Genomic DNA, 21438 nt, shown 5'->3' on the forward strand with positions numbered 1-21438 from the left:
TTTAGCGATAGGGTCCACAGAGGTCTGGTATATATCCGCCACTCTGAAAGCGGTTGGATCCATCTTGTTTCCGGCTCCCATGCTGGAAATAACGGGTATGCCTTTTTGTTTACATCTCACCACCAGGTCAATCTTGGAGCCTATGGTATCTATGGCATCAATCACATAATCACAGCCAGTATCGAGGAGCTCATCTGCCGTATCCGGCCCGTAAAAAGCTGCTCGACCTATAATGTTTAAAGCAGGGTTTATTTTGAGCAGTCTCTCCTTCATCACCTCAACCTTGGGCCTCCCAATGGTGGTGACGTCGGCGTGAACCTGGCGATTGATGTTTGTGGGACACACCTTATCATGGTCAACCAGGATTAAGGTGCCCACGCCACATCTGGCCAGAGCCTCGGCGGCAAAGCTTCCCACTCCTCCAATGCCAAATACCGCCACTGTGCTGCTATTGAGTTTTTTGAGCGCTTGCTCCCCGATCAGCCACTCCGTCCTGGTAAATGCATGAAGCATATCATCACCCGCGCGTCATCATTATATTTAACCATTTATGGGTAAATTAAACCACAAGTTTTCACCTTCACGCGTCCACACGGATATGGACCTCTCTCAGCTGCTTGGGCTCCACTTCCGACGGCGCATCGGTTAAAGGATCCGAAGCGTTCTGTACCTTGGGAAATGCTATGACATCCCGTATTGTATCCCTGCCCGCCAGCATCATCACCAAGCGGTCCAAGCCATAAGCGATTCCTCCATGGGGCGGCGCACCGTACTTGAAAGCTTCAAGCAGGAACCCAAAGCTCTTCCAGGCCCTTTCTCTTGAAAAGCCCAGCACGTTGAGCATCTTTTCCTGCATCTCGGTGGTGTGAATCCTTATGCTGCCCCCACCGATTTCCACTCCGTTTAGCACTATGTCATAGGCCTTAGCCCTTACCCTTGCCGGATCTGTATCAAGATATTCTATATCTTCATCCATGGGCGCGGTAAAGGGATGGTGTTTGGCCACAAAGCGCTTTTCCTCCTCGTCATATTCCAGCAGAGGAAATTCCACAACCCATAACAGGTTATATTTAGATTTGTCTATCAGTTCTAAGCGACGAGCCAGCTCCAAGCGCAGCTGTCCGAGAGCCTGAAACACCACATCGTCCTTGTCGGCCACAAACAGCAGCAAGTCGCCCGTCTCGGCCTCCAGGCGCTTTAATATGTCGTTCAGCTGCTGCTCAGTAAAAAATTTGGTAATGGGCGACTTCAAGCCGTCCTGCTCAACTGCAATCCAGGCCAGCCCTTTTGCTCGGTAGTTTTTAACAAAATCCACCAGGGAATCTATTTCACGCCTGGAAAACTTTATAGCACAGCCCTTGGCGTTTATAGCCCTTACGCTGCCACCGGAAGCCACAGCGCCTGAGAACACCTTGAATTCGCAGTCTTTCACTAGGTCGGTTACATCTTTAAGCTCCAGGCCAAATCTGGTATCGGGCTTGTCGGTACCGTATCTCTCCATGGCCTCCTTATAAGTCAGGCGCGGCAGCGGCAGCGAAAGCTCAATTCCCAAAGCCTTTTTGAATATATAGGCCAGCATCTCCTCGTTCAAAGTTATAACGTCGTCCACATCTACGAACGACATCTCGATATCTATCTGGGTAAACTCGGGCTGTCTGTCTGCCCTTAAATCCTCGTCCCTAAAACACCTAGCGATCTGGAAATACCTATCGAACCCCGACAGCATGAGCAGCTGTTTGAAGAGCTGGGGCGACTGTGGCAACGCATAGAACTTGCCGGGATGCAACCTGCTGGGCACCAAATAGTCCCTGGCCCCCTCCGGCGTGCTCCTCGTGAGCATCGGAGTTTCTATCTCGTAAAAACCTTTTGAGTCCAGAAAATCCCGGACCCACTTGGTTATTCTGTGGCGCAGCACTATGTTCCTCTGCATCTCGGCCCGCCTTAAATCCAGGTACCGGTATTTCAGCCTCACCATCTCGGAGACGTTTATGTTATCCTCTAGGCTAAAGGGCGGGGTATTTGAAGCCGATAAAATCTTGAGCTGGCTTGCCACCACTTCAATCTCGCCGGTAGGGATTTTAGGGTTAACGGTATCGGGCTCCCGCTTTACCACCGCCCCCTTCACGGCTAGAACGTACTCAGAGCGCACCGTTTCGGCTTTTTTGAACACATCGGCGCCGCACTTTTCCTCGTTAAACACTACCTGTACTATGCCGGTACGATCCCTCAAATCGATGAATATCAAGCCTCCAAGGTCACGGCGCCTATGGGCCCATCCCATAATGGTCACTTCCTGCCCTACGTGTTCAAGGTTCAAGGTGCCGCACATATGGGTTCTCTTCCAATCTCCCATTAGCTCGCCCATATCGTATACCTCCTTTTATTTATGTCTTGTGAATTACTTTTAAAAAATCCATACATCTTCATCTATCAACGATGTTACTCATGGCATCACCACAATTCAACTTCATGCTACAGCAGGTCAGGTGTCATATATCGCGCACATACTCCACCTAACTGCACCGTAGATGCATGCTCATCAGCACATTTGCAGGCATCACCTATTACCATCGTTAAGGCTAAAGCTTCCGTTTCCACACATCATAGCTGCTCTTATGCTCCATGTTAAAGCCCTTGCAAATACTTCCAATGACCAGCCTGCCATACAGCTACTTTGCAGCTCACTAGTAAAAGCCCATCAATACCAGGCCTTATGGTTCAATCAAGCCTCCTTAACCTCTCAAGATAGGCCACTATTTCATTCATTGGAACCGGCTCTTCCCGCCCCGATGCCATATCCCTTACTTTAACGCATCCATTCTTAAGCTCATCCTCGCCCATTATACACACCCTGGGTATATTCAGCTTATCCGCATATTTGAACTGGGCCTTTATGCTCCTGCCCACGTGGTCCATATCGGCCGAAATTCCCTTTAGGCGCAAATCCCTAACCAGCTTAAAGGCTTGAAAACGCGCTTCATCCCCAACGGTTATGAACATGACGTCCAACTTTGGTGGCGGCGGTATCTCCACTCCCTGATTTTCCATGACCAACAGCAACCTCTCAATTCCCATGCCAAAGCCGGCGCCCGGCGTTTCGGGTCCGCCACAAAGGCCTACCAATCCGTCATAACGGCCTCCACCGCATACCGTTCCCTGAGCCCCTATGTCCCGGGAAATAAACTCAAATACCGTTTTGGTGTAGTAATCCAGCCCTCGTACAATCATGGGATTGACCTTATAGGATATACCTGCAGCGTCGAGGTAGCGTTTAAGGCCGTCAAAGTGCGCCTTGCACTCATCGCACAGAAAATCCAGTATTACCGGAACAGAAGCCACCACCTGCCTGCACCTTTCTTCCTTGCAATCTAAAATCCTTAAGGGATTTCGGTCAAAGCGCTGCTTACAGTTAGAGCACAGCTGGTCTAGCTGCCCCGACAGGTATTCCTTGAGGACCTGATGATACCTGGGCCGACAGCTGGGACATCCAATGCTGTTTATGTTGAGCTCCAAATTCTTTATATTGAGCCTGTCAAACAAAGTCACCGCCAAGCTTATGATCTCAGCATCCACCGATGCCTCCGGAGCGCCAAATACCTCCACACCAAACTGGTGGTGCTCCCTCAAGCGTCCCGCCTGCGGCCTCTCGTATCGAAACACCGGGGTTATATAATACATCTTAATGGGCTGGGGTTGAGCATAAAGCCTGCCTTCTATGTAGGCGCGCACCACCCCTGCTGTACCTTCCGGCTTTAAGGTAATGCTCCTTCCGCCCTTATCAGTAAAGGTATACATCTCCTTCTGAACCACGTCGGTGGTATCGCCAACCCCCCGTTCAAACAGCTCGGTATGCTCAAAAGTGGGGGTACGAACCTCTTTATAGCCGAACAGACGGGTAATCTCCCGTATCCTCCCCTCCACATAGTGCCATTTATACGACTCATCTGGCAAGACGTCCTTTGTACCTTTCGGGGCCTGGGTCAGCATTTCCATCTCCCTCCTTCTTCTGCATTAACTTAAAAAACCTCTCATTCCCTTCAAATAAGGGACGAGAGGTTTCACTGCCCGCGGTACCACCCTTCTTGGAGAAATAAGCTTCTCCCACCTTTCCTTTAACGCCGGATTGGGCGGATCTGCCTACTTCCCTTCAGCAGACCGGCTCCGGGGTGTCCTTCCCAGGATTTCCGCAAGGGATGCTCCCACCCACGGCCAACATTTGAACCGCGGCATCCCCTCTCTGATGCATCCATCCAGGTACTCTCCCTTTCACAGCCGTTGGAGTATAACGTTATAAGTATTATAAAGCCAAGGACAAGGTACTGTCAACTATGGGTTTTACAGCTTCAAAACGTTGAGCCCCACATTTTGGTCAAACTCCCTATCTACCTCTCCTTCCACCTTGTGGACAAAAACCTCGCACACTCCGCTTATCACGGCCGAATTCAAATGACCCCCTATAGCCTCGAATTTGGAATTGGCAAGGGTGACGTGTATGTGAAGATATATGTCCCCCTTCATGGTGGTTATGTTACCCACAAGGGAGGTTATCTCGTGTTCCCCACTTATCTCCGTCGAACGATACACCTTCTCCCTGGTATCAAAAATTCCTATGACTAACTTGTTTGAAGCCCCTATGCCGGTGATGTAGCCCAACCTTACATTCTCAGCCTCACAAAAACGCTTAAGCGACTCGACTACTTCCTCTCCCTTTTCAATGCTTACAACATAAGTATTCCCAAACCTTTTATAGGTCATCCTCAACGCCTCCTTTACAAAGATCTATAAACCTCATCTTTCGCCGTATCATCTCCTCAAGCCTATCCATATACTCCTTCACATCCTTGACGTTGGGAACGCGCTGTATACAATCATTTTCCGGAAAGTATACCTTGCTGACCGCTCCCGCCCCAAATGCCCATATGGTCTGATTTTCTCCCATCATCTGGATGTTGTATATACAGGCCTTGCCGGGCTTAGTATATCCGACGTTTTCGAGGTTCCCCACCATGTATTTCTGGCGATAAAGGTAATACGGCACCATCCCCATCCTCTTTACCCATCTTTGGCATACTTCCAGCATCCTTTCAGCCGTATCATCGGAAGTTAAGGGATATTTATCCAGCGAGTCCTTAAGCCTGGATGCCCTCTTTACGGCAAGGGTATGCACCGTAAGGTTATCGGGCTGCAGACCTGCAATGGCTTTCATGGTCTTTTCCATGTGCGGCACACCTTCGCCGGGCAGTCCCACTATGATATCCATGTTTATGCAATCAAACCCGACATACCTGGCCATGTGAAACCTGGACACAACCTGCTCCACCGTATGCCTCCGACCGATCTCATCAAGGGTTTCCTGGTTCATGGTTTGGGGGTTGATGCTTATGCGGTTTACTCCAAAAGCCTTGAGCAGCGAAAGCTTGTCGATGTCCAGAGTATCGGGCCTACCACATTCCACCGTATACTCCCTTACAGAGCAGCCATCCAGCAACAAGTCCACTGCGCTCAGCAACCGCTCCAGTTGTGGATAGGCAAGGGCAGTGGGAGTTCCACCGCCTATATAAAGGCTTTGAATTGATATTCCCTTGTGCAACAAAACTGAGACCACCTTATCAAGCTCGGTAACCAGGGAATCTATATAGTCATCCACTATCTCCTTGTATCCATCCATCACGACCGACGGAAAAGAACAGTATAGACACCTGGTGGTGCAGAAGGGAATGTGTATATAGAGAGATACGGTATCGGCGGAGGACGATTTTACAATATCCCGCTGGTTGTTGGCCGTCTCCACCAGCAGGGAAGCCTTATCATCCCTTACGTAGTACTCGGACTTCAATGCGCTCAAAACCTCTTCATCGCTCAATCCATCGTCCATTAGATGATGCACCACCTTAAGCGGGCGCACGCCGGTAAGTATACCCCAATTCGGATACTTGCCTGTGAATCTCGACAGCACGTCGTAGACGCATTGGCATAAGACCTTCTTTATCTCCCTTTTCCGTTTGAGATAAGAACCTCTAGTCCTATCATCCAATTTTTGGCTTCGCTGGCTTTCAAACAACACCCTTCCCCTGCCGTCCTTCAGGCAGCTTTTCGCCACAATTTCAAAGTCCGAGCAAGTATATTCGGCAACGACGAGTAAATCCCCGCAGCTGTCGCCCTTTTCTCCCGGATTATCACTTTGGGCCGGCAAATGGTCAAACACCTTAACCGACCAACTGGGAAAAAATACGCGGGTCAATTCCCATATCTCGTGCTCAAAGCCACCACTTGTAACATGAACGTATACATTCAAATCGCAGCAACCCTCCACCATTTGTTCTGATCTATATTATACCGTCACGGTTTATGTCAAACTCTTTAAGCCATTTTTAAGGCTTTAAAACGCCTTTTATTATAAAGAAAGATCTTTCAAAAATCTCATAACAAATACTCCAAATTTCATAAAAAATACGCCAGATTTCATAAAAAGGTCAAGCTACAGTCTTTCCCATAATAAACTATTCCAAACGACACTTTATTCGGATTTTTCTACCAATACTTTATTGAATTTTTGTACCACACTTCCATCAGCTATTCATCGCTTCCATCAGCTATTCATCTCACATAGTACTTTATAAACGGATTGGTAACCCTTTCAGCGCCAATGGTGCTCTTTGGCCCATGGCCGGGATAGATGGTGTAATCGTCATCGAGGGTAAGCAGCTTATCCCTTATGGAGCTGATTAGCTGCTCATAACTGCCTCCTGGAAAATCGCTCCTGCCTATGGAACCCTGAAATAGCGTATCCCCCGTGAAGGCCATCTTTACAGGGCTGTCCACCACAAAACATACGCTGCCTTCCGAATGCCCTGGCGTGTGGAGCACCTTCATGGTTATGCCTCCAACGGCAATGATATCTCCCTCCTGCAGCAATACATCAGGCGGTACCTGCACCAAATGCTCTCCCATGAAGGCCGAAAGGTTTCGGGCAGCATCGGTAAGGGCCTGAGCATCTCCCGAATGGATGGCCACAGAGGCCCCCAATTGCTCCTTGAGAAATTTCACAGCGCCTATGTGATCAAAGTGGCCATGGGTGAGCAGTATGTGTCCCACCTCGAGGCCTTCATACTGTATGCGGTTTAAAATACTCTGACCATCTGCACCGGGATCAATGACAACCGCCTTTCTGGTATTCTCGCAATATACTATATAGCAGTTGGCAGCCAGCTGTCCCACCGGCATGGCTATAACCTTCATATTTGCTACTCCTTTCAAAATCAAAAAGTCCTCTTGCTGTCCAGCAGTATGGTCACAGGGCCGTCATTGAGCAGCGACACTTCCATCTTTGCCTGAAATATACCGGTGGCCACAGGGATGTTCAACTGTTTAATCTTTTCCACAAATAAGTCGTAATATTTCTTGGCCATATCGGGAGGTGCGGCCTGGGTAAAGCTGGGCCTACGCCCTTTTCTGCAGTCTCCGTACAGGGTAAATTGCGACACAGCCAGTACGGCTCCGCCCACATCCTGCACTGACAGGTTCATCTTGCCGTTCTCATCCTCAAATACCCTCAAGCCAGTCACTTTGTCTACCATATATGCCAGGTCTTCTTCGCTATCGTCCTTCTCTACTCCCAAAAATACCAGCAGCCCATTTTCAATGGAGCCAACCACCTTTCCATCCACCTTTACGCTGGCGTGTTTAACCCGTTGAACAACAGCTCTCATCGAAATCATCACTCCGTTTTACCTTAATTTTCATTTTCAAACTGTCAAAGTGGCCATACCAATCCTCTTCACGCGTTTACCCTGTGCACATCCAGTATGTCGGGCACCTTTTTAAGCTGCCTCATCACCTTTTCAAGCTGCTGGGTGTTCTTTATTTCCAGGCTTAAATTTATAAGGGCCTGCCGAACCCTGTTGGTCCTGGCATTGACAGCAGTCAAGGCTATATCCATGTTGGCAAGGGTGCTGGTAATATCGGCTAGCAGCGAATGCCTGTCTCGCGCTATTATCTGTATCTCAGCGTTATAAGAGGCTCTATCCTCACCGCTCCACTCTACCTCCACCAGCCGGTGCCTCTCTTCGGGAACTATATTGATCACATTGACGCAATCGGCCCTGTGCACCGATACACCTCTGCCCCTAGTGATAAACCCTATGATTTCATCGCCCGGCACGGGATTGCAGCATCTAGCAAGCCTTACCAGTATATTATCGACACCCTTGACATGTATGCCATTATCGGTGCGCCTCTTGGGCCTGCCTTCCTTTGCCTGCTTTGCAATTACCTCCTCTGACTCGGAGGCGGTCACCTTTTGATACCTCTTGTACTCGTTGATGAGCCTCACCAGCACCTGGCTGGTAGTAAGCCCGCCGTAACCGATGGCAGCATATATATCGTCAATCGAATGGAACCCGTATTTCTTAAGTATGGGCTCAATCCATTCGTTTTTGAGAAGCTGCGACAGGACATACCCCTGTCGCTTTGCCTCCTTCTCCAGCATCTCCTTGCCTCTTACTATGTTTTCCTCGCGCCGCTCCTTTTTGAACCACTGCTTGATCTTATTCTTGGCCTGAGTGGTCTTGACTATCTTCAGCCAATCACGGCTGGGCCCCCGGCTGCTGGGAGAGGTGATAATCTCCACTATATCGCCGGTTTGAAGCTCATAATCCAGAGGAACCAGCTTACCGTTTACCTTGGCGCCCACGCACTTATTGCCTATCTCCGTGTGAATGGCATATGCAAAATCCAGTGGTCCTGCTCCTTTGGGCAGATCAATGACGTCACCCTTAGGCGTGAAGACAAACACCTCATCGCTAAACAGGTCTATCTTTAAGGTCTCTACAAATTCCCTGAAATCCTTAAGGTCGCTCTGCCATTCCAGAAGCTGGCGTATCCATGCGAGCTTTTCGTCAAGGTCGGTTGAAGCCTTACGTCCCTCTTTGTATTTCCAGTGGGCTGCAATTCCGTATTCGGCAGTACGATGCATATCCCAGGTCCTTATCTGTATCTCAAACAACTCGCCCCTGGAATCTATAACGGTGGTATGGAGCGATTGATACATGTTGGGCTTGGGAACAGCTATATAATCCTTAAATCGGCCTGGGATGGGCTTCCAAAGGGTATGAACTATGCCCAGAACTGCATAGCAATCCCTCACCGAATTCACTATAACGCGAATAGCCAGCAGATCATAGATCTCCTCGAAGCTCTTGTGCTGCATGTACATCTTGCGGTAAATGCTGTAAAAATTCTTGGGACGCCCTTCTATCTCGGCTTCAATGTTCATCTCATCAAGCTTTTTCTTGAGGGTTTGTATGACGTCCTGAATGTAGGCTTCTCGCTCCCTTCTCTTGGCAGCCACCTTCTCTACCAGGTCATAGTATCCCTTTGGATCGATATAGCGCAGCGATATATCCTCCAGCTCCCATTTTATCTTGAATATCCCCAATCGGTGAGCAAGGGGAGCGTAGATCTCCAGGGTTTCGTAAGCCTTTTCTCGCTGCTTCTCTTCATCTACGTACTCGAGGGTTCTCAAGTTGTGCAGCCTATCAGCAAGCTTGATGATTATAACTCTTATGTCCTTTGCCATGGCCACAAACATCTTCCGCAGGCTTTCCAGCTGTTGCTCTTCTTTGCTCTTGTATTCTATGCGGCTGAGCTTTGTAACTCCGTCCACCAGCTTCGCTATATCGGCCCCAAACTCCCCTTCCAGCTGCTGTAGCGTCACGCCAGTATCCTCTATGACATCATGCAGTATACCCGCCACAACGGTATCGACGTCCAATCCGAGCTCCATCAATATAAGGGCCACTTCCACGGGATGGATAATAAATGGCTCGCCAGATGACCGCTTTTGCCCTTCATGGGCCTTTGCGGCATAAGCATAGGCCTTGCGGACTTTTTCTGCCCCTTCTTTGCCATAAAGCTGCTCCGCTTTGGATTCAAGCTCTGCCACTTTAGCTTGTATACCATTGCCATTCATTATACCACCCCCTTTCCATAGCGGAAGCGCCCGTTCAATCAAATACTTCAATCAAATACAAAGAATGGCTGGTACAGCAAGCACCAACCATCCTTACCTCTTCAGCATCATTCTCAGTCATCGTAGGTAATGACGGAGTACACGTCATATCCTTCCAGCGTCTTTCTACCATTCAAATAGGACAGCTCTATCACAAAGGCCACGCCCACCACAATGCCGCCTAGCTTCTCGACAAGCTTGACAGCCGCCAAAGCAGTGCCGCCCGTGGCCAGCAGGTCATCCACCACTACTACTTTTTGCCCGGGCTGAATGGCGTCCTTGTGTATTTCCAACACATCAGAACCGTACTCCAAACCGTACTCGTATCTGACAGTTTCGGCCGGCAACTTGCCCGGCTTGCGCACCGGTACAAACCCCACCTTCAGGGCATACGCCACCGGCGCTCCCAGCACAAATCCCCTAGCCTCGGGTCCTACTATGAGTTCAGCTCCCTTTTCCTTGCAAAAAGCCACCAGTGAATCTATCGTATAGATGTAGGCTTCTCGATCCTTAAGCAAAGTGGTTATGTCCTTAAAGCTTATGCCCGGCTTGGGGAAATCCAATACAACCCTGATCTTTGACTTCAAATCCATCTTTACTCCTCCTTTTCGCAGTGGGATTGCACCCCTTCAATCCATGCCATGTACTTCTGATATAGCACGCTCTCGGCAAGTTCGCGGCTGCGTGGATTTTGTATGCACTCGACCTTGATACAGGTCTGCTGCCCATCTATCCTTATAAAGCCCAGTTCTTTAAACACACCTAACATCAAGCGCAGCTGAAACTCGTTTATATCCTGCCCCGTTGCCTCCCTGAACTGCCTTGCCATCCTGGACACCCCTGGCCATATATTCTGGCCAGGACGCCGCGAACGCAACCATTTATACAGTGCTACAAAGTGCGCTCTTTCCACATCCAGCCGCTTGAGCACATCTTTGAGAAGAATCCCATGGCTATTCCAGCCTTTTATGACATGCACCCTTTCCCTTAAACCTTCCACAAGGTACAATCGCGGATACAGAGGAAGCTCATCTTCCAGCAAAAAGATCTTCCTGTAGTGCCTGAAGAGGACCCTGTCCAGCACTGGAGCTATGAGTATGCCGTTCATCCCCGTCTCCCACATCTCGTGGAAGTATCCATATGCAAAGGCCATATGGGGTATCCTCTCTTCAACGATCAGGTTTAGTGCCCATCGTGCTCCCTCCAGGGTGCTTGCCAAAATCAAGTTGCCCACCTTGGAAGCCTTAAAGCAGGCTATAGCTTCATCACAGCTCATCTGCTGGAACGTCGGCCACTCCGCTTTGCTCAATTGTTTACCGTTTATGCAATCACTATTATACATAATTTCTTGTAAAAAAGCATCAAAAAATTTAAAATAAAACGGCTCCAGAAAAGCCTCAACGTCATCTTCATCATTCAAAACGGCCTGCATGGATTTCACGTTGAACTGAATTTTCTTTACGCCGCCCCATTCATTTTCCTCTATCGCGGCAATGATGTCCACCTTTTTACCCCCGACCAGCAGATAATCCTTTTTATCGCCCAGCCCAAATCCGATGGCATCCCACAGCCGCTGTCCCGTGGAAACCGACATTTTAAGATGCCTGCCATCATTTCCCACCGTCCAGCAATTCTCAACCTGAACATTGCTAAACAGGAATCTGGGTGGCGGATTGCCTATGCCAAAAGGCTCCAACAGCCTTAATTCCTGCACCAGCGATAGCGTGATATCCTGCGGCATCAGCACCCCATCATGATAATTGCGGGGAATGAGCAATGACTCGTCCATGCTACGGTGGACATAGCTTAAAAGGCGCCTTTTTAGTTCCGGTATAGCTTCTCTGGGGATGCTGAACCCCGCAGCCATTTCATGGCCTCCAAACCGAATGAACAGATCATCGACCTGCTTTAATGCGTTATATATATTAAAGCCTTCAATGCTTCGGGCAGAGCCCACACCTTTATCACCCTGCAGGGAAATCAATATACACGGCCGATAAAAATGCTCGCTGATTTTGGAAGCCGCAATGCCCACGACACCGGGGTGCCAGCCCTTTTCCTCCTCCCCTTCCAATACTATTATCCATTCAGCGCTGAGATCGCCATCCTTAATGAGCCTATCTATACACTCTTTCAGCAGATTATTTTCAATCTGCTGGCGCTTGGCGTTTTCCTCATTCAATTGCCGGGCAATGCTAGCTGCCTCCCTTTCGTCCTGAGTTGTGAGCAGCGAAAAGCCCAGATAGGCCGTTGACATTCTGCCAGCGGCGTTAAGCCTGGGCGCCAGCATAAAAGCTATCCTGTATGCATCAATGGTGCCTTGTGCCAGCCCGGCAACTTTGAGCAAAGCCTCAACCCCAAGCCGTGGGGAGGCGTTTATGCGCTCTATGCCTTTAGCTACCAGAATTCTATTTTCGTCCAGCAAGGGTACCACGTCGGCTACCGTACCCAAAGCGATCAGGTCCAGATACTTCTCCAGCCCTTCAATCCCCTCCATGGCCTGAATCAGCTTAGCAGCCACGCCCACCCCTGCCAGGCTACAAAAGGGATAGGAGTGGTCGCTGCGGGAAGGGTTAATGACAGCACAGGCGCGGGGAAGCTGGCCTGAGCACCGGTGATGATCGGTCACTATGACATCCATGCCCAGCTGCGTAGCCAGTTCGACTTCATCAATTGCCGTTATGCCACAATCTACCGTTATGATGAGCCTGATCCCACGGGCATGAAGCTGCTCAACAGCCTGGCAATTCATGCCGTATCCTTCTAAATAGCGATGGGGGATGTATACTTCCACATCGGCGCCTTTACCTTTTAAAAACAAATACAGGACAGACGCCGCCGTAATCCCATCCACATCGTAATCCCCGTATATTGCAATGCGTTGTCCGCCGTCGATTGCCTTTCGGATCCGCTCTACGGCCTTTTCCATATCGGGCAACAAAAATGGGTCATGAAGTCCCTCGAGAGAGGGGTTGATAAACGAGACAGCCTGCTGTAGATCGGTAATGCCCCTGTTTACCAGCAACCTGGCCACTACCCTTGAGACTCCCAAGCCATTATGGATTATATCTACACTCCGTTGCCATTCAGGCGTTTCGTCTGCCAGCGGAAGATAAAGCGGCATACATTTCAACTCCTCACGAAAAAATAATGGCGTTTCCCTTTTTAATCAATAAATAAATCCACCGTAAAAAATAACAACAAGAGCTTCCCGAAGGAAGCTCATTGATAATATTGCTCGCCAATTAACATCGATGTATCTTATGTTTTCCCGCCTCCCATATGAAGCAGCCCAAACCATGGCAACCTGCATTCAATTACTTGGCAGCAGCAAGCTTGCGCCGATCGGTCCTTTCATTCCATTCAGCCCACAAGGGTCCCGCAATGAATATGGTAGAATAGGTTCCAGCTACGAGACCCACCAAAATGGGAAGCGAAAATTCCTTGATGGACTCAACGCCAAGGACATACAAAGCCGTTACCGTAAACAAAGTAGTGAGAAAAGTGTTAATAGTACGGTTAAGGGACTCGTTGATGCTCCTGTTCACTATCTCGGCTCTAGACAGCTTGCTGCCAAACTTCTTCTGATTCTCCCGTACCCTGTCAAAAATCACTATGGTGTCATTGATGGAATAACCTATTATGGTCAACACAGCCGCTACAAATGTGCTGTTTATCTGCGTTCTCAATAAGGCGACAACCGACACCATGATCAGCACGTCGTGTATCAAGGCTACGATGGCAGCTACTCCCGATTTGAACTCAAAGCGTATCCCTACATATATGAGTATACCCACCCACGATATGACCGTAGCCAGTATGGCATTGCGCGTAAGGTCTTTCCCTATGGTAGGCCCCACCGTATCAATGCTGAACCTCTCGTCGGTCAAATCGTATTTCTCTTTAAGCCGGGCTATCAACCTCTTCTGTATTTCCTCCTGATTTTCCATATGCCTCATGCGTATGATGGCATCCTGCTTGTTATCGCCCACCTGCATCACCGTGGCGTCTATCCCCTCGGATGACAATATATCACGGATATCGTCAGGCGAATAGGGTTTGCCGATGTTTACGTATATGGTGGTGCCACCCTTGAAGTCGATCCCCAGGTTTAGCCCCTGTAAGATCATCACAAGCAACCCGGCTATGATGATTACCAGCGAAATGGCTGCAAAAATTTTATACCTTCCGACAAAATCTATATTCATCTCCGTTATTCCCCTCTCATACACCGTACAATTTCTTATTTTGTATATTCAGGTCTATGATGAGCCGCAGTACATATTTTGTAAAGACTATGGCAGTAAACATGCTCACCACTACGCCCAACATCAGCGTCTTGGCAAAGCCTTGAATGGGGCCTGTCCCAAAATACAGCAGCACCACGCCGGCAATAAGAGTTGTAACGTTGGAATCCAGTATGGCACTGAACGCCTTCGAAAAGCCCGAATCAAGAGCCGCCCTCATGGTCTTGCCAGCCCTAATTTCCTCTTTAATCCTTTCAAATATTATGACATTGGCGTCTACCGCCATTCCTATGGATAGCACTATACCTGCAATGCCGGGAAGGGTAATTGTAATGCGAGCCAGCACTGTAATCAGCATTACTAATAGTGCGTATACCACCAGGGCCAAATCGGCCACCAGGCCTGGTAGCCTGTAATAGACCAGCATAAACAGGAACACCAGCGAAAGGCCAACCACCCCTGCCAATATTCCCCTTTCAAGGGCATTGGCACCCAGCGTTGCACCGATGGTCCTCACTTCCACCTGTTTGAGTTCAACGGGCAGGGCACCGCTTTCGATCAAGGTAGCAAGCCTTTGCGCCTCCTCTATACTGCTCATACCTTGGATTACGCCCTGGCCGCTTGAAATTACTTCCTCCACCGTAGGCTCTGATATGGGATTGCCATCCAGAACTATCTTTATCACTTTTCCCAGATATTTCTTTGTAGCTTCGGCAAACTTCTTAGCACCCTCAGAAGTCAACTCAAACTGCACAACCGGCTTTTGGCCAGTTATATACCCAGGCTTCGCGCTCTTGACATCCTGGCCCGTGATTATTACATCATCCTCAGGCCCGATGAACTCCAGCACTGCCGGTTCCATCAGGATATCAGCAAGCTCCTGTGGGTTATCCACGCCCGGTATCTCCACCACTATGCGATTAGTACCCTGACGCGCAATAGTGGCCTCATGCTGATTCGACTTGTCAAGGCGGTTGCGCATCACTCTCATAGCGCCCTCTATTTTGCTATCTCCATCGGGATCACCGGGGGCTATATTGGCTTCATACACCACATAAAGCCCACCTTTTAAATCCAGACCTTGCTGAACCCCTTCCCCAAGCGGGATAATCCTGTATACCCCTATTTCAAGACCGTTTAATGCAATGTAACAGGCTATAATAATGCACACAATTATTAGAGATAACTTTAAAGCGCTTTTCTTCTTCATTCACTGGCCCCCTTCAAAAAAAGAACTCACTTTTTCATTATAATATTTCAGCAATGGACTAGTCAATAACGGAAACGACATGCATACCAATACAATAAAAAACAGCAGCAGCAAGCGCTACTGCTGTTTTTTGGCTTAACGTTCATGAGGCTTAACACAAAAAGCTATCTTCATTGCTTTTGACATGCCTGATTAGCCACGGTGCAAGACGTCTTGCATGCAGACTGGCAAGATGCCTGGCATTCGCCGCAGCCGCCATTCTTCAAGCTGTCCTTCAATGTTCCCTTATGTAAGGTCTTGATGTGCTTCATAATCAAACTCCTCCTTTACAGCAAATTTACACATTTTGCCTAATTTTAGTTGTTTGAATCGGAATAATATTTTTGACCATAGTAGAAAATTTCCCCATATTTACCAATATGGCTCTTTAAGGAGCCATTTCTTAAATCATCATGAACCATATCAAAAAATAAGGGTATGGACATTTGTTCATTTAACATTACACTTAGCCCGCTTTCGGCGCAATATTTTCTACCATAATATGGCCAAGTCAGTACTCGAGCCGTTTTTATAAAGCTCCATGGCAGGGCCCCCAAAAATCCCGGTTTTTCAATTGATAGATGTTGGTATAAAGCACATTTTAAGTATATAAGATGTTTTTCCAATTTGTCAATCTTAACAAGGCATTTTGGCTTTTTACCTTATTCAATATTTATGCCTATGATCCCTCCTATGGCACCCACCACTATGCCCAACAAAGCATCAGACAACAGCACGGTATCAAAAGCATATTTGCCTCCGAATATAGCGCTTATAACGAGGGCCCACACGATATACAGAAGCCCTGTCAGTGCACCCTTAAGCCAGCCTTTGGTGCGGCTGCTGCGGGCTGCAACGGCGCCTCCCAATGCAATGCTAATTATGCGAATGGCCTGATTTACCGGCGGAATTATAGTCTCCTGGAGATTAGCCAGCTTCATCACCACAGCAAATATCAAAAAGCCTACAAGGGTTACTATAACGGCTAGAAGCGAGGCCTTCAATATCACAAGTCCGTTGTGTATAAGGCTGTTTCTATCCACCTGCACGGAATTCTTTTTGACACCTTTCATCTCGCTCTCCCCATCCCTTCACATTGCTTTCTCACTTTACTTTTATGCCGTGCAGGTGCGAAGTATGACAAGCAAAAGGGCATAAAAATAAGAAGGCTTTATCTATTCACCAGCAACAGATAAAGCCTGAAATAGCGATTACCAATACCAACATCAGTCTGCCGAAATGGGCTTGTCCACGCTCCGGATAGCCCATCTCTCTAACACCAGCTTCACCTTGTCCGGCCCTACCTCTATGGTAATGATGTCATCCCGGATGCGCACGATCTTCCCACAAATTCCACCTATGGTGGTAACATTGTCCCCTACCTTCAGAGAGGCCAGCATCTCCCTGGTCTCTTTTTCCTTTTTCCTTTGAGGCCTTATGATCATAAAATAAAAGACTACTATCAGCAGCACAAAGGGGAGCAAGGATTGAATCAAAAGCGCCGTAGTGCTCACTTCTTCTGAAGGCATATTCTTTCCCTTCCTTTCTAATTAGAATATTTTCCCTGATGCACAAAACTCGCTTTCTACTGTTTGTCTATCCCGTCAACGAGTCACAGTGCAACAAAAATAAGTATAACATAAAAATCAAATCCTGCCAATTTAGTTTTTTCTTTTTCAGCGTTGCCGAAAACAAAAATTCCACTAACTCATTCTCTGTCATCATACCCATACTTTTCGAAAAAGCTTTTCCTAAACTCAAGCAGGTTGTCATTCCTTATGGCTTCTCTTATTTGCTCCATAAACCGTATTAGGAACCTTACATTATGGATGGTGATGAGTATGGCAGCCAGTATTTCCCGCGCTTTCACCAGGTGCCTTAAGTAAGCGCGAGAAAAGTTCTTGCAGGTATAACAGTCGCATTCGGGATCAAGAGGGCCAAAATCCCGTTGATATGGCGCATTGCGCAGCATCACCTTTCCACGGCTTGTCATAGCCAAACCGGTCCTGGCCGTCCTGGTGGGGAGCACGCAGTCAAACATGTCCACCCCTCGTATAACCCCTTCAATCAAGCAATCGGGTGAACCTACCCCCATCAAATACCTGGGCTTATCCTTTGGCATGGCAGGCGTTATCTGCTCCAGGATCTCGTACATCAACGGCTTAGGCTCACCCACGCTAAGCCCCCCTATGCCGTATCCTGGAAAATCCAGCTCCAGCAGTTGCTCAAGGCTTTTCATTCTGAGATCTTTAAAAACGCTGCCCTGAATGATGCCAAACAGCGCCTGATCTTCCCGCTGATGCGCGGCTTTGCAGCGTTTAGCCCACCTGGTAGTCCTTTCAACGGCAGCTTTGGCCGTTTCATAATCGCAGGGGTAGGGCACGCACTCGTCAAAGGCCATTATGACGTCTGCGCCCAGCGCATTCTCTATCTCTATAGCCTTTTCAGGGCTTATGAAATGCTTTGAACCATCCAGATGCGAACGAAAATAAACCCCCTCATCGGTTATTTCCCTTAAATCGGCTAGGCTGAACACCTGAAATCCACCGCTATCGGTAAGTATGGGCCTGTCCCAGTTCATGAACTCATGCAAGCCACCGGCTTGCTTTATCAGCTCATGTCCCGGCCGTAAATACAGGTGATAGGTGTTGGCCAGTATTATCTGGGCACCTATCTCTTTAAGGTCCCTGGGCGTCAAAGCCTTCACCGTAGCTTGAGTGCCCACTGGCATAAACACCGGGGTCTCGAAGCTGCCATGAGGGGTATACACCCTGCCCAGCCTTGCTCCAGTTTTTGAGCACTCCTTTATAAGCTCAAACTTAAAGCTCATGTCCCACCTCGCGCTACCAAAATTCAATGCCATTAATCCTACAAAAGCTTCACCCTTTGTTTAACCGTAAAGCATATTTAAAAGCAGTTTCAAAGTATCAGCATGGCATCCCCAAAGCTAAAAAAGCGGTACCTTTCCTTTATGGCCTCTTGATACACCCTGAGTATTTCCTCGCGGCTACACATAGCGCTCACCAGCATGAGCAGGGTGGACTTGGGCAGGTGAAAATTGGTGATGAGGGCATCCACCACCTTAAATTTATAGCCCGGGTAGATAAACAGATCGGTACAACCTTTTTCGGTTGGATGTACCCTTCCACTGTCATCAGCTGAAGATTCAAGGGCCCTTGTGGAAGTGGTCCCCACCGCAATCACGCGACCACCTTTTTCCTTTGTCTGGTTTATGACCTGCGCAGCTTCCTGGCTAATCCTGTAATACTCCTCGTGCATCTTATGCTGCTCTACGTTGTCTACCTTCACAGGGCGGAAAGTCCCTAGCCCTACATGAAGGGTTATCCTGACGATATTCACCCCCGAAGCCTGGATCTTCTCCAACAAGGGTATGGTAAAATGTAAGCCCGCAGTAGGCGCCGCCACCGACCCGCGGTGTTTAGCATACACCGTCTGGTATTGTTCAGGATCATCTATTTGCTTTCGAATGTAGGGGGGGAGCGGCACAACCCCCACCTTATCCAGAATCTCATTGAAAATGCCCTCGTATTGAAATTCCACTATGCGGCCGCCTTCCGGGGTCTTATCAAGGACCTTTGCCTCGAGCAACCCATCCCCGAATACAAAGACAGAACCTATCCGGGCCCTCCGTCCAGGTTTTACTAGAACTTCCCAGCGCTTATCGTCTATTTGGTTAAGCAGCACAAACTCGATCTTACCGCCGGTATCGACCCGTTTACCTAAAAGCCGTGCCGGAATGACCCGCGTATCATTTATCACTAGGCAATCGCCTTTATATAAATATTCAACTATGTCCTTAAATATCCTGTGTTCAATTTGGCCGGTATCGCGGTGATAGACCAACAGGCGGCACTCATCCCGCTTTTCCGCTGGCGACTGAGCTATCAGTTCCTCTGGAAGGTAATAATCAAAATCTTCTACCTTCAACTTGCTACCTCACCCTCATTTTCCATTTCGCATACATTTATTGTTTCCAGCTTTAATGTAATAATTAGCCTCGTTGCAAAATTGAACCGCTAAATGCTGGCTTGACAAAATAAAGCCTAACCCGCTTCTCAGGCCCTCACATATTTTGTATTCAAATGATTACCGCATCAAAAACGATTTTGCACCTATATTTTAGCAAATTTCCCTTTGAACACCAAAATGGGCTTTTCAGCCAAAGCCACAATTGTGCCTCATATGACAAAACTAACAAAATCCCTTGCCAGCGCCGGCCAACACATGTTACAGGAGCGTCATACTAGTCTTTGTTGCTCCTGATAAGGGATCTTCAAGTGGCGGTAGGCAAGGGGCGTGACCACCCTGCCGCGAGGGGTACGGGCAATAAACCCCATCTGCAGGAGAAACGGCTCGTACACATCCTCAATGGTGGTGCTTTCTTCGCCGGTCGAGGCAGCCAACGTATCCAATCCCACCGGGCCTCCATTGTACTTTTCTATTATGGTCCTTAAAATCTTTCGGTCAACCTCGTCCAGGCCAACCGAATCCACCTCAAGGAGATCAAGGGCTTCCCTGGCAACCTCCAGAGTGATGACTCCATTGGCTTTTATCTGCGCAAAATCCCTCACCCGCTTGAGCAGGCGATTGGCGACCCTGGGCGTACCGCGGGACCGTGCGGCAATCTCTCTGGCCCCTTCGGAGTCTATGGGAATCCCCAGGATGCCAGCCGACCGAATCACTATCCTGGTCAGCTCTTCGGCTGTGTAAAGCTCAAGGCGGTGTATCACCCCAAAGCGATCCCTGAGGGGAGAGGTCAGCATTCCTGCCCTGGTAGTAGCCCCAACCAGGGTAAACTTGGGGAGGTCAAGGCGTATGGAGCGGGCGCTGGGCCCTTTACCTATTATGATATCCAGGGCAAAATCCTCCATAGCCGGATAGAGGATTTCTTCAACGCTCCTGCTTAGCCGGTGAATCTCATCTATGAACAGCACGTCCCCATCGCTCAAGTTTGTAAGTATGGCCGCCAGGTCCCCCGGCCTTTCTATGGCAGGTCCGGAAGTTATCCTGATGCCCACTCCCAGCTCGTTGGCAATTATTGTAGCCAGCGTGGTTTTACCCAATCCAGGGGGCCCATACAGCAAGACGTGATCTAAAGGCTCACCCCTCTTTACAGCTGCCTGTATAAATATCCTAAGCTGCTCCTTTACCTTTTCCTGACCTATGTATTCATCAAGGGTCCTGGGCCTTATGGTCTGCTCCACTTCGCTATCCTCATGAAGCTTCATGGAAGTCACTATTCTATTTTCCTGCTCGGCCAATGTATTCACCCCTATCTCTTATCCAGGGCTTTCAGCGCCAGCTTCACCAAAGTTGCTGTATCCTGTGCCTGACCTTTTACCATGTCCAAAGCGCGCTGAGCCTCAACAGCTTGATATCCCAGCGCCATCAGCGCCTGAAGCGCCTCCTTTTGTACCCCTTGCGCCACCATCATTTCATCATTTACCGCTGGTGAACTCTCCACCACTTCCTTGTCAATCTTTTCCCTTAACTCCAATATTATTCTCTGCGCCATCTTTTTACCGATGCCCGGAGCGGTGCTCAATGCCTTTACATCCCCAGTGGCAATCGCTAGGGCCAGCTGAGTGGACGACAAAGCCGACAACATGGAAATGGCAGCTTTAGGACCTATGCCCGATACCGAAATGAGCTTTTCAAACAACAGCTTGTCCTCACGGCTTAAAAAACCATACAGCTCCATGCCGTCCTGGCGGACGTTGAGGTACACATACAGCTTAACCTCACTTCCCCTGGAAGGTAGCTTAGAGGCCACAGAAGACGGGACCGTTATATAAAATCCGATCCCCTGCACATCCAACACCACATGCTGTGGCCCGACCTCCACCAGCGTACCATTTAAGTAAGAAAACATACCATCTCTCCTATCGCAAAACCTTCATCTTAAAGGCATG

The 21438-nt window shown here is 48.7% G+C and carries 21 protein-coding genes and 1 other annotated feature; all 21 genes read right to left on the minus strand.

The annotated features are described in order from the left end of the window. The coding region (locus tag FWJ59_RS02115) for a ThiF family adenylyltransferase (RefSeq protein WP_414480337.1) at positions 1-513 on the minus strand (513 nt) is incomplete at its 3' end. 67 nt (positions 514-580) lie between these two features. Further along, positions 581-2365, minus strand: coding sequence for an aspartate--tRNA ligase (gene aspS, locus FWJ59_RS02120; RefSeq protein WP_414480338.1), 1785 nt, complete (start codon positions 2363-2365; stop codon positions 581-583). Positions 2366-2472: 107 nt separating this feature from the next. Further along, positions 2473-2598, minus strand: coding sequence for a hypothetical protein (locus FWJ59_RS02125; protein WP_414480339.1), 126 nt, complete (start codon positions 2596-2598; stop codon positions 2473-2475). 120 nt (positions 2599-2718) lie between these two features. Continuing rightward, the gene (gene hisS, locus FWJ59_RS02130) at positions 2719-3987 is read right to left on the minus strand and encodes a histidine--tRNA ligase (protein WP_414480340.1); all 1269 of its coding nucleotides are present in this window, start codon (positions 3985-3987) and stop codon (positions 2719-2721) included. Positions 3988-4041: 54 nt separating this feature from the next. Next, positions 4042-4279, minus strand: a binding site (T-box leader). A 56-nt stretch (positions 4280-4335) separates the two neighbouring features. Continuing rightward, positions 4336-4755, minus strand: coding sequence for a PPC domain-containing DNA-binding protein (locus FWJ59_RS02135; protein WP_414480341.1), 420 nt, complete (start codon positions 4753-4755; stop codon positions 4336-4338). Further along, positions 4745-6295, minus strand: coding sequence for a coproporphyrinogen dehydrogenase HemZ (gene hemZ / locus FWJ59_RS02140; RefSeq protein ID WP_414480342.1), 1551 nt, complete (start codon positions 6293-6295; stop codon positions 4745-4747). The genes FWJ59_RS02135 and hemZ overlap by 11 nt, the downstream gene beginning before the upstream one ends. Positions 6296-6597: 302 nt before the next feature. Then, positions 6598-7239 (minus strand): MBL fold metallo-hydrolase, encoded by a 642-nt coding sequence (locus FWJ59_RS02145; RefSeq protein ID WP_414480343.1) that lies wholly within the window; start codon positions 7237-7239, stop codon positions 6598-6600. Positions 7240-7259: 20 nt separating this feature from the next. After that, positions 7260-7709, minus strand: a complete 450-nt coding sequence (dtd, locus tag FWJ59_RS02150) for a D-aminoacyl-tRNA deacylase (RefSeq protein ID WP_414480355.1) — start codon at positions 7707-7709, stop codon at positions 7260-7262. Positions 7710-7777: 68 nt separating this feature from the next. Then, positions 7778-9970 carry a RelA/SpoT family protein gene (locus tag FWJ59_RS02155; RefSeq protein ID WP_414480344.1) on the minus strand — a complete coding sequence of 731 codons (2193 nt, stop codon included), beginning with the start codon at positions 9968-9970 and terminating at the stop codon, positions 7778-7780. Positions 9971-10083: 113 nt separating this feature from the next. Further along, positions 10084-10602, minus strand: coding sequence for an adenine phosphoribosyltransferase (locus tag FWJ59_RS02160; RefSeq protein ID WP_414480345.1), 519 nt, complete (start codon positions 10600-10602; stop codon positions 10084-10086). A gap of 2 nt (positions 10603-10604) precedes the next feature. After that, positions 10605-13133 carry a single-stranded-DNA-specific exonuclease RecJ gene (gene recJ / locus FWJ59_RS02165; RefSeq protein WP_414480346.1) on the minus strand — a complete coding sequence of 843 codons (2529 nt, stop codon included), beginning with the start codon at positions 13131-13133 and terminating at the stop codon, positions 10605-10607. A gap of 193 nt (positions 13134-13326) precedes the next feature. Further along, the gene (secF, locus tag FWJ59_RS02170) at positions 13327-14217 is read right to left on the minus strand and encodes a protein translocase subunit SecF (RefSeq protein ID WP_414480347.1); all 891 of its coding nucleotides are present in this window, start codon (positions 14215-14217) and stop codon (positions 13327-13329) included. A 16-nt stretch (positions 14218-14233) separates the two neighbouring features. Continuing rightward, the gene (gene secD / locus FWJ59_RS02175) at positions 14234-15466 is read right to left on the minus strand and encodes a protein translocase subunit SecD (protein WP_414480348.1); all 1233 of its coding nucleotides are present in this window, start codon (positions 15464-15466) and stop codon (positions 14234-14236) included. A 170-nt stretch (positions 15467-15636) separates the two neighbouring features. Next, the gene (gene scfA / locus FWJ59_RS02180) at positions 15637-15777 is read right to left on the minus strand and encodes a six-cysteine ranthipeptide SCIFF (protein ID WP_252226309.1); all 141 of its coding nucleotides are present in this window, start codon (positions 15775-15777) and stop codon (positions 15637-15639) included. 45 nt (positions 15778-15822) lie between these two features. Then, positions 15823-16131 (minus strand): hypothetical protein, encoded by a 309-nt coding sequence (locus FWJ59_RS02185; RefSeq protein ID WP_414480349.1) that lies wholly within the window; start codon positions 16129-16131, stop codon positions 15823-15825. Between the two features lie 36 nt (positions 16132-16167). Beyond that, complete coding sequence (locus FWJ59_RS02190; RefSeq protein WP_414480350.1) at positions 16168-16578, minus strand: TIGR04086 family membrane protein; 411 nt, start codon at positions 16576-16578, stop codon at positions 16168-16170. A 153-nt stretch (positions 16579-16731) separates the two neighbouring features. Beyond that, a complete protein-coding gene (gene yajC / locus FWJ59_RS02195; protein WP_414480351.1) occupies positions 16732-17034 on the minus strand; it encodes a preprotein translocase subunit YajC in 303 nt (100 codons plus the stop codon). A 179-nt stretch (positions 17035-17213) separates the two neighbouring features. Continuing rightward, positions 17214-18335, minus strand: coding sequence for a tRNA guanosine(34) transglycosylase Tgt (tgt, locus tag FWJ59_RS02200; protein WP_414480352.1), 1122 nt, complete (start codon positions 18333-18335; stop codon positions 17214-17216). Positions 18336-18424: 89 nt separating this feature from the next. After that, positions 18425-19453: a tRNA preQ1(34) S-adenosylmethionine ribosyltransferase-isomerase QueA gene (gene queA / locus FWJ59_RS02205; protein WP_414480353.1), complete on the minus strand. Its 1029-nt coding sequence runs from the start codon at positions 19451-19453 to the stop codon at positions 18425-18427. Between the two features lie 311 nt (positions 19454-19764). Then, a complete protein-coding gene (ruvB, locus tag FWJ59_RS02210) occupies positions 19765-20754 on the minus strand; it encodes a Holliday junction branch migration DNA helicase RuvB (protein ID WP_414480356.1) in 990 nt (329 codons plus the stop codon). Between the two features lie 44 nt (positions 20755-20798). Further along, positions 20799-21398: a Holliday junction branch migration protein RuvA gene (gene ruvA / locus FWJ59_RS02215; protein ID WP_414480354.1), complete on the minus strand. Its 600-nt coding sequence runs from the start codon at positions 21396-21398 to the stop codon at positions 20799-20801. Positions 21399-21438 lie beyond the last annotated feature (40 nt).

Origin of the sequence: Caldicoprobacter sp., from assembly GCF_047459465.1 — a bacterium.
In the GTDB taxonomy this organism is placed as follows: domain Bacteria; phylum Bacillota; class Clostridia; order Caldicoprobacterales; family Caldicoprobacteraceae; genus Caldicoprobacter.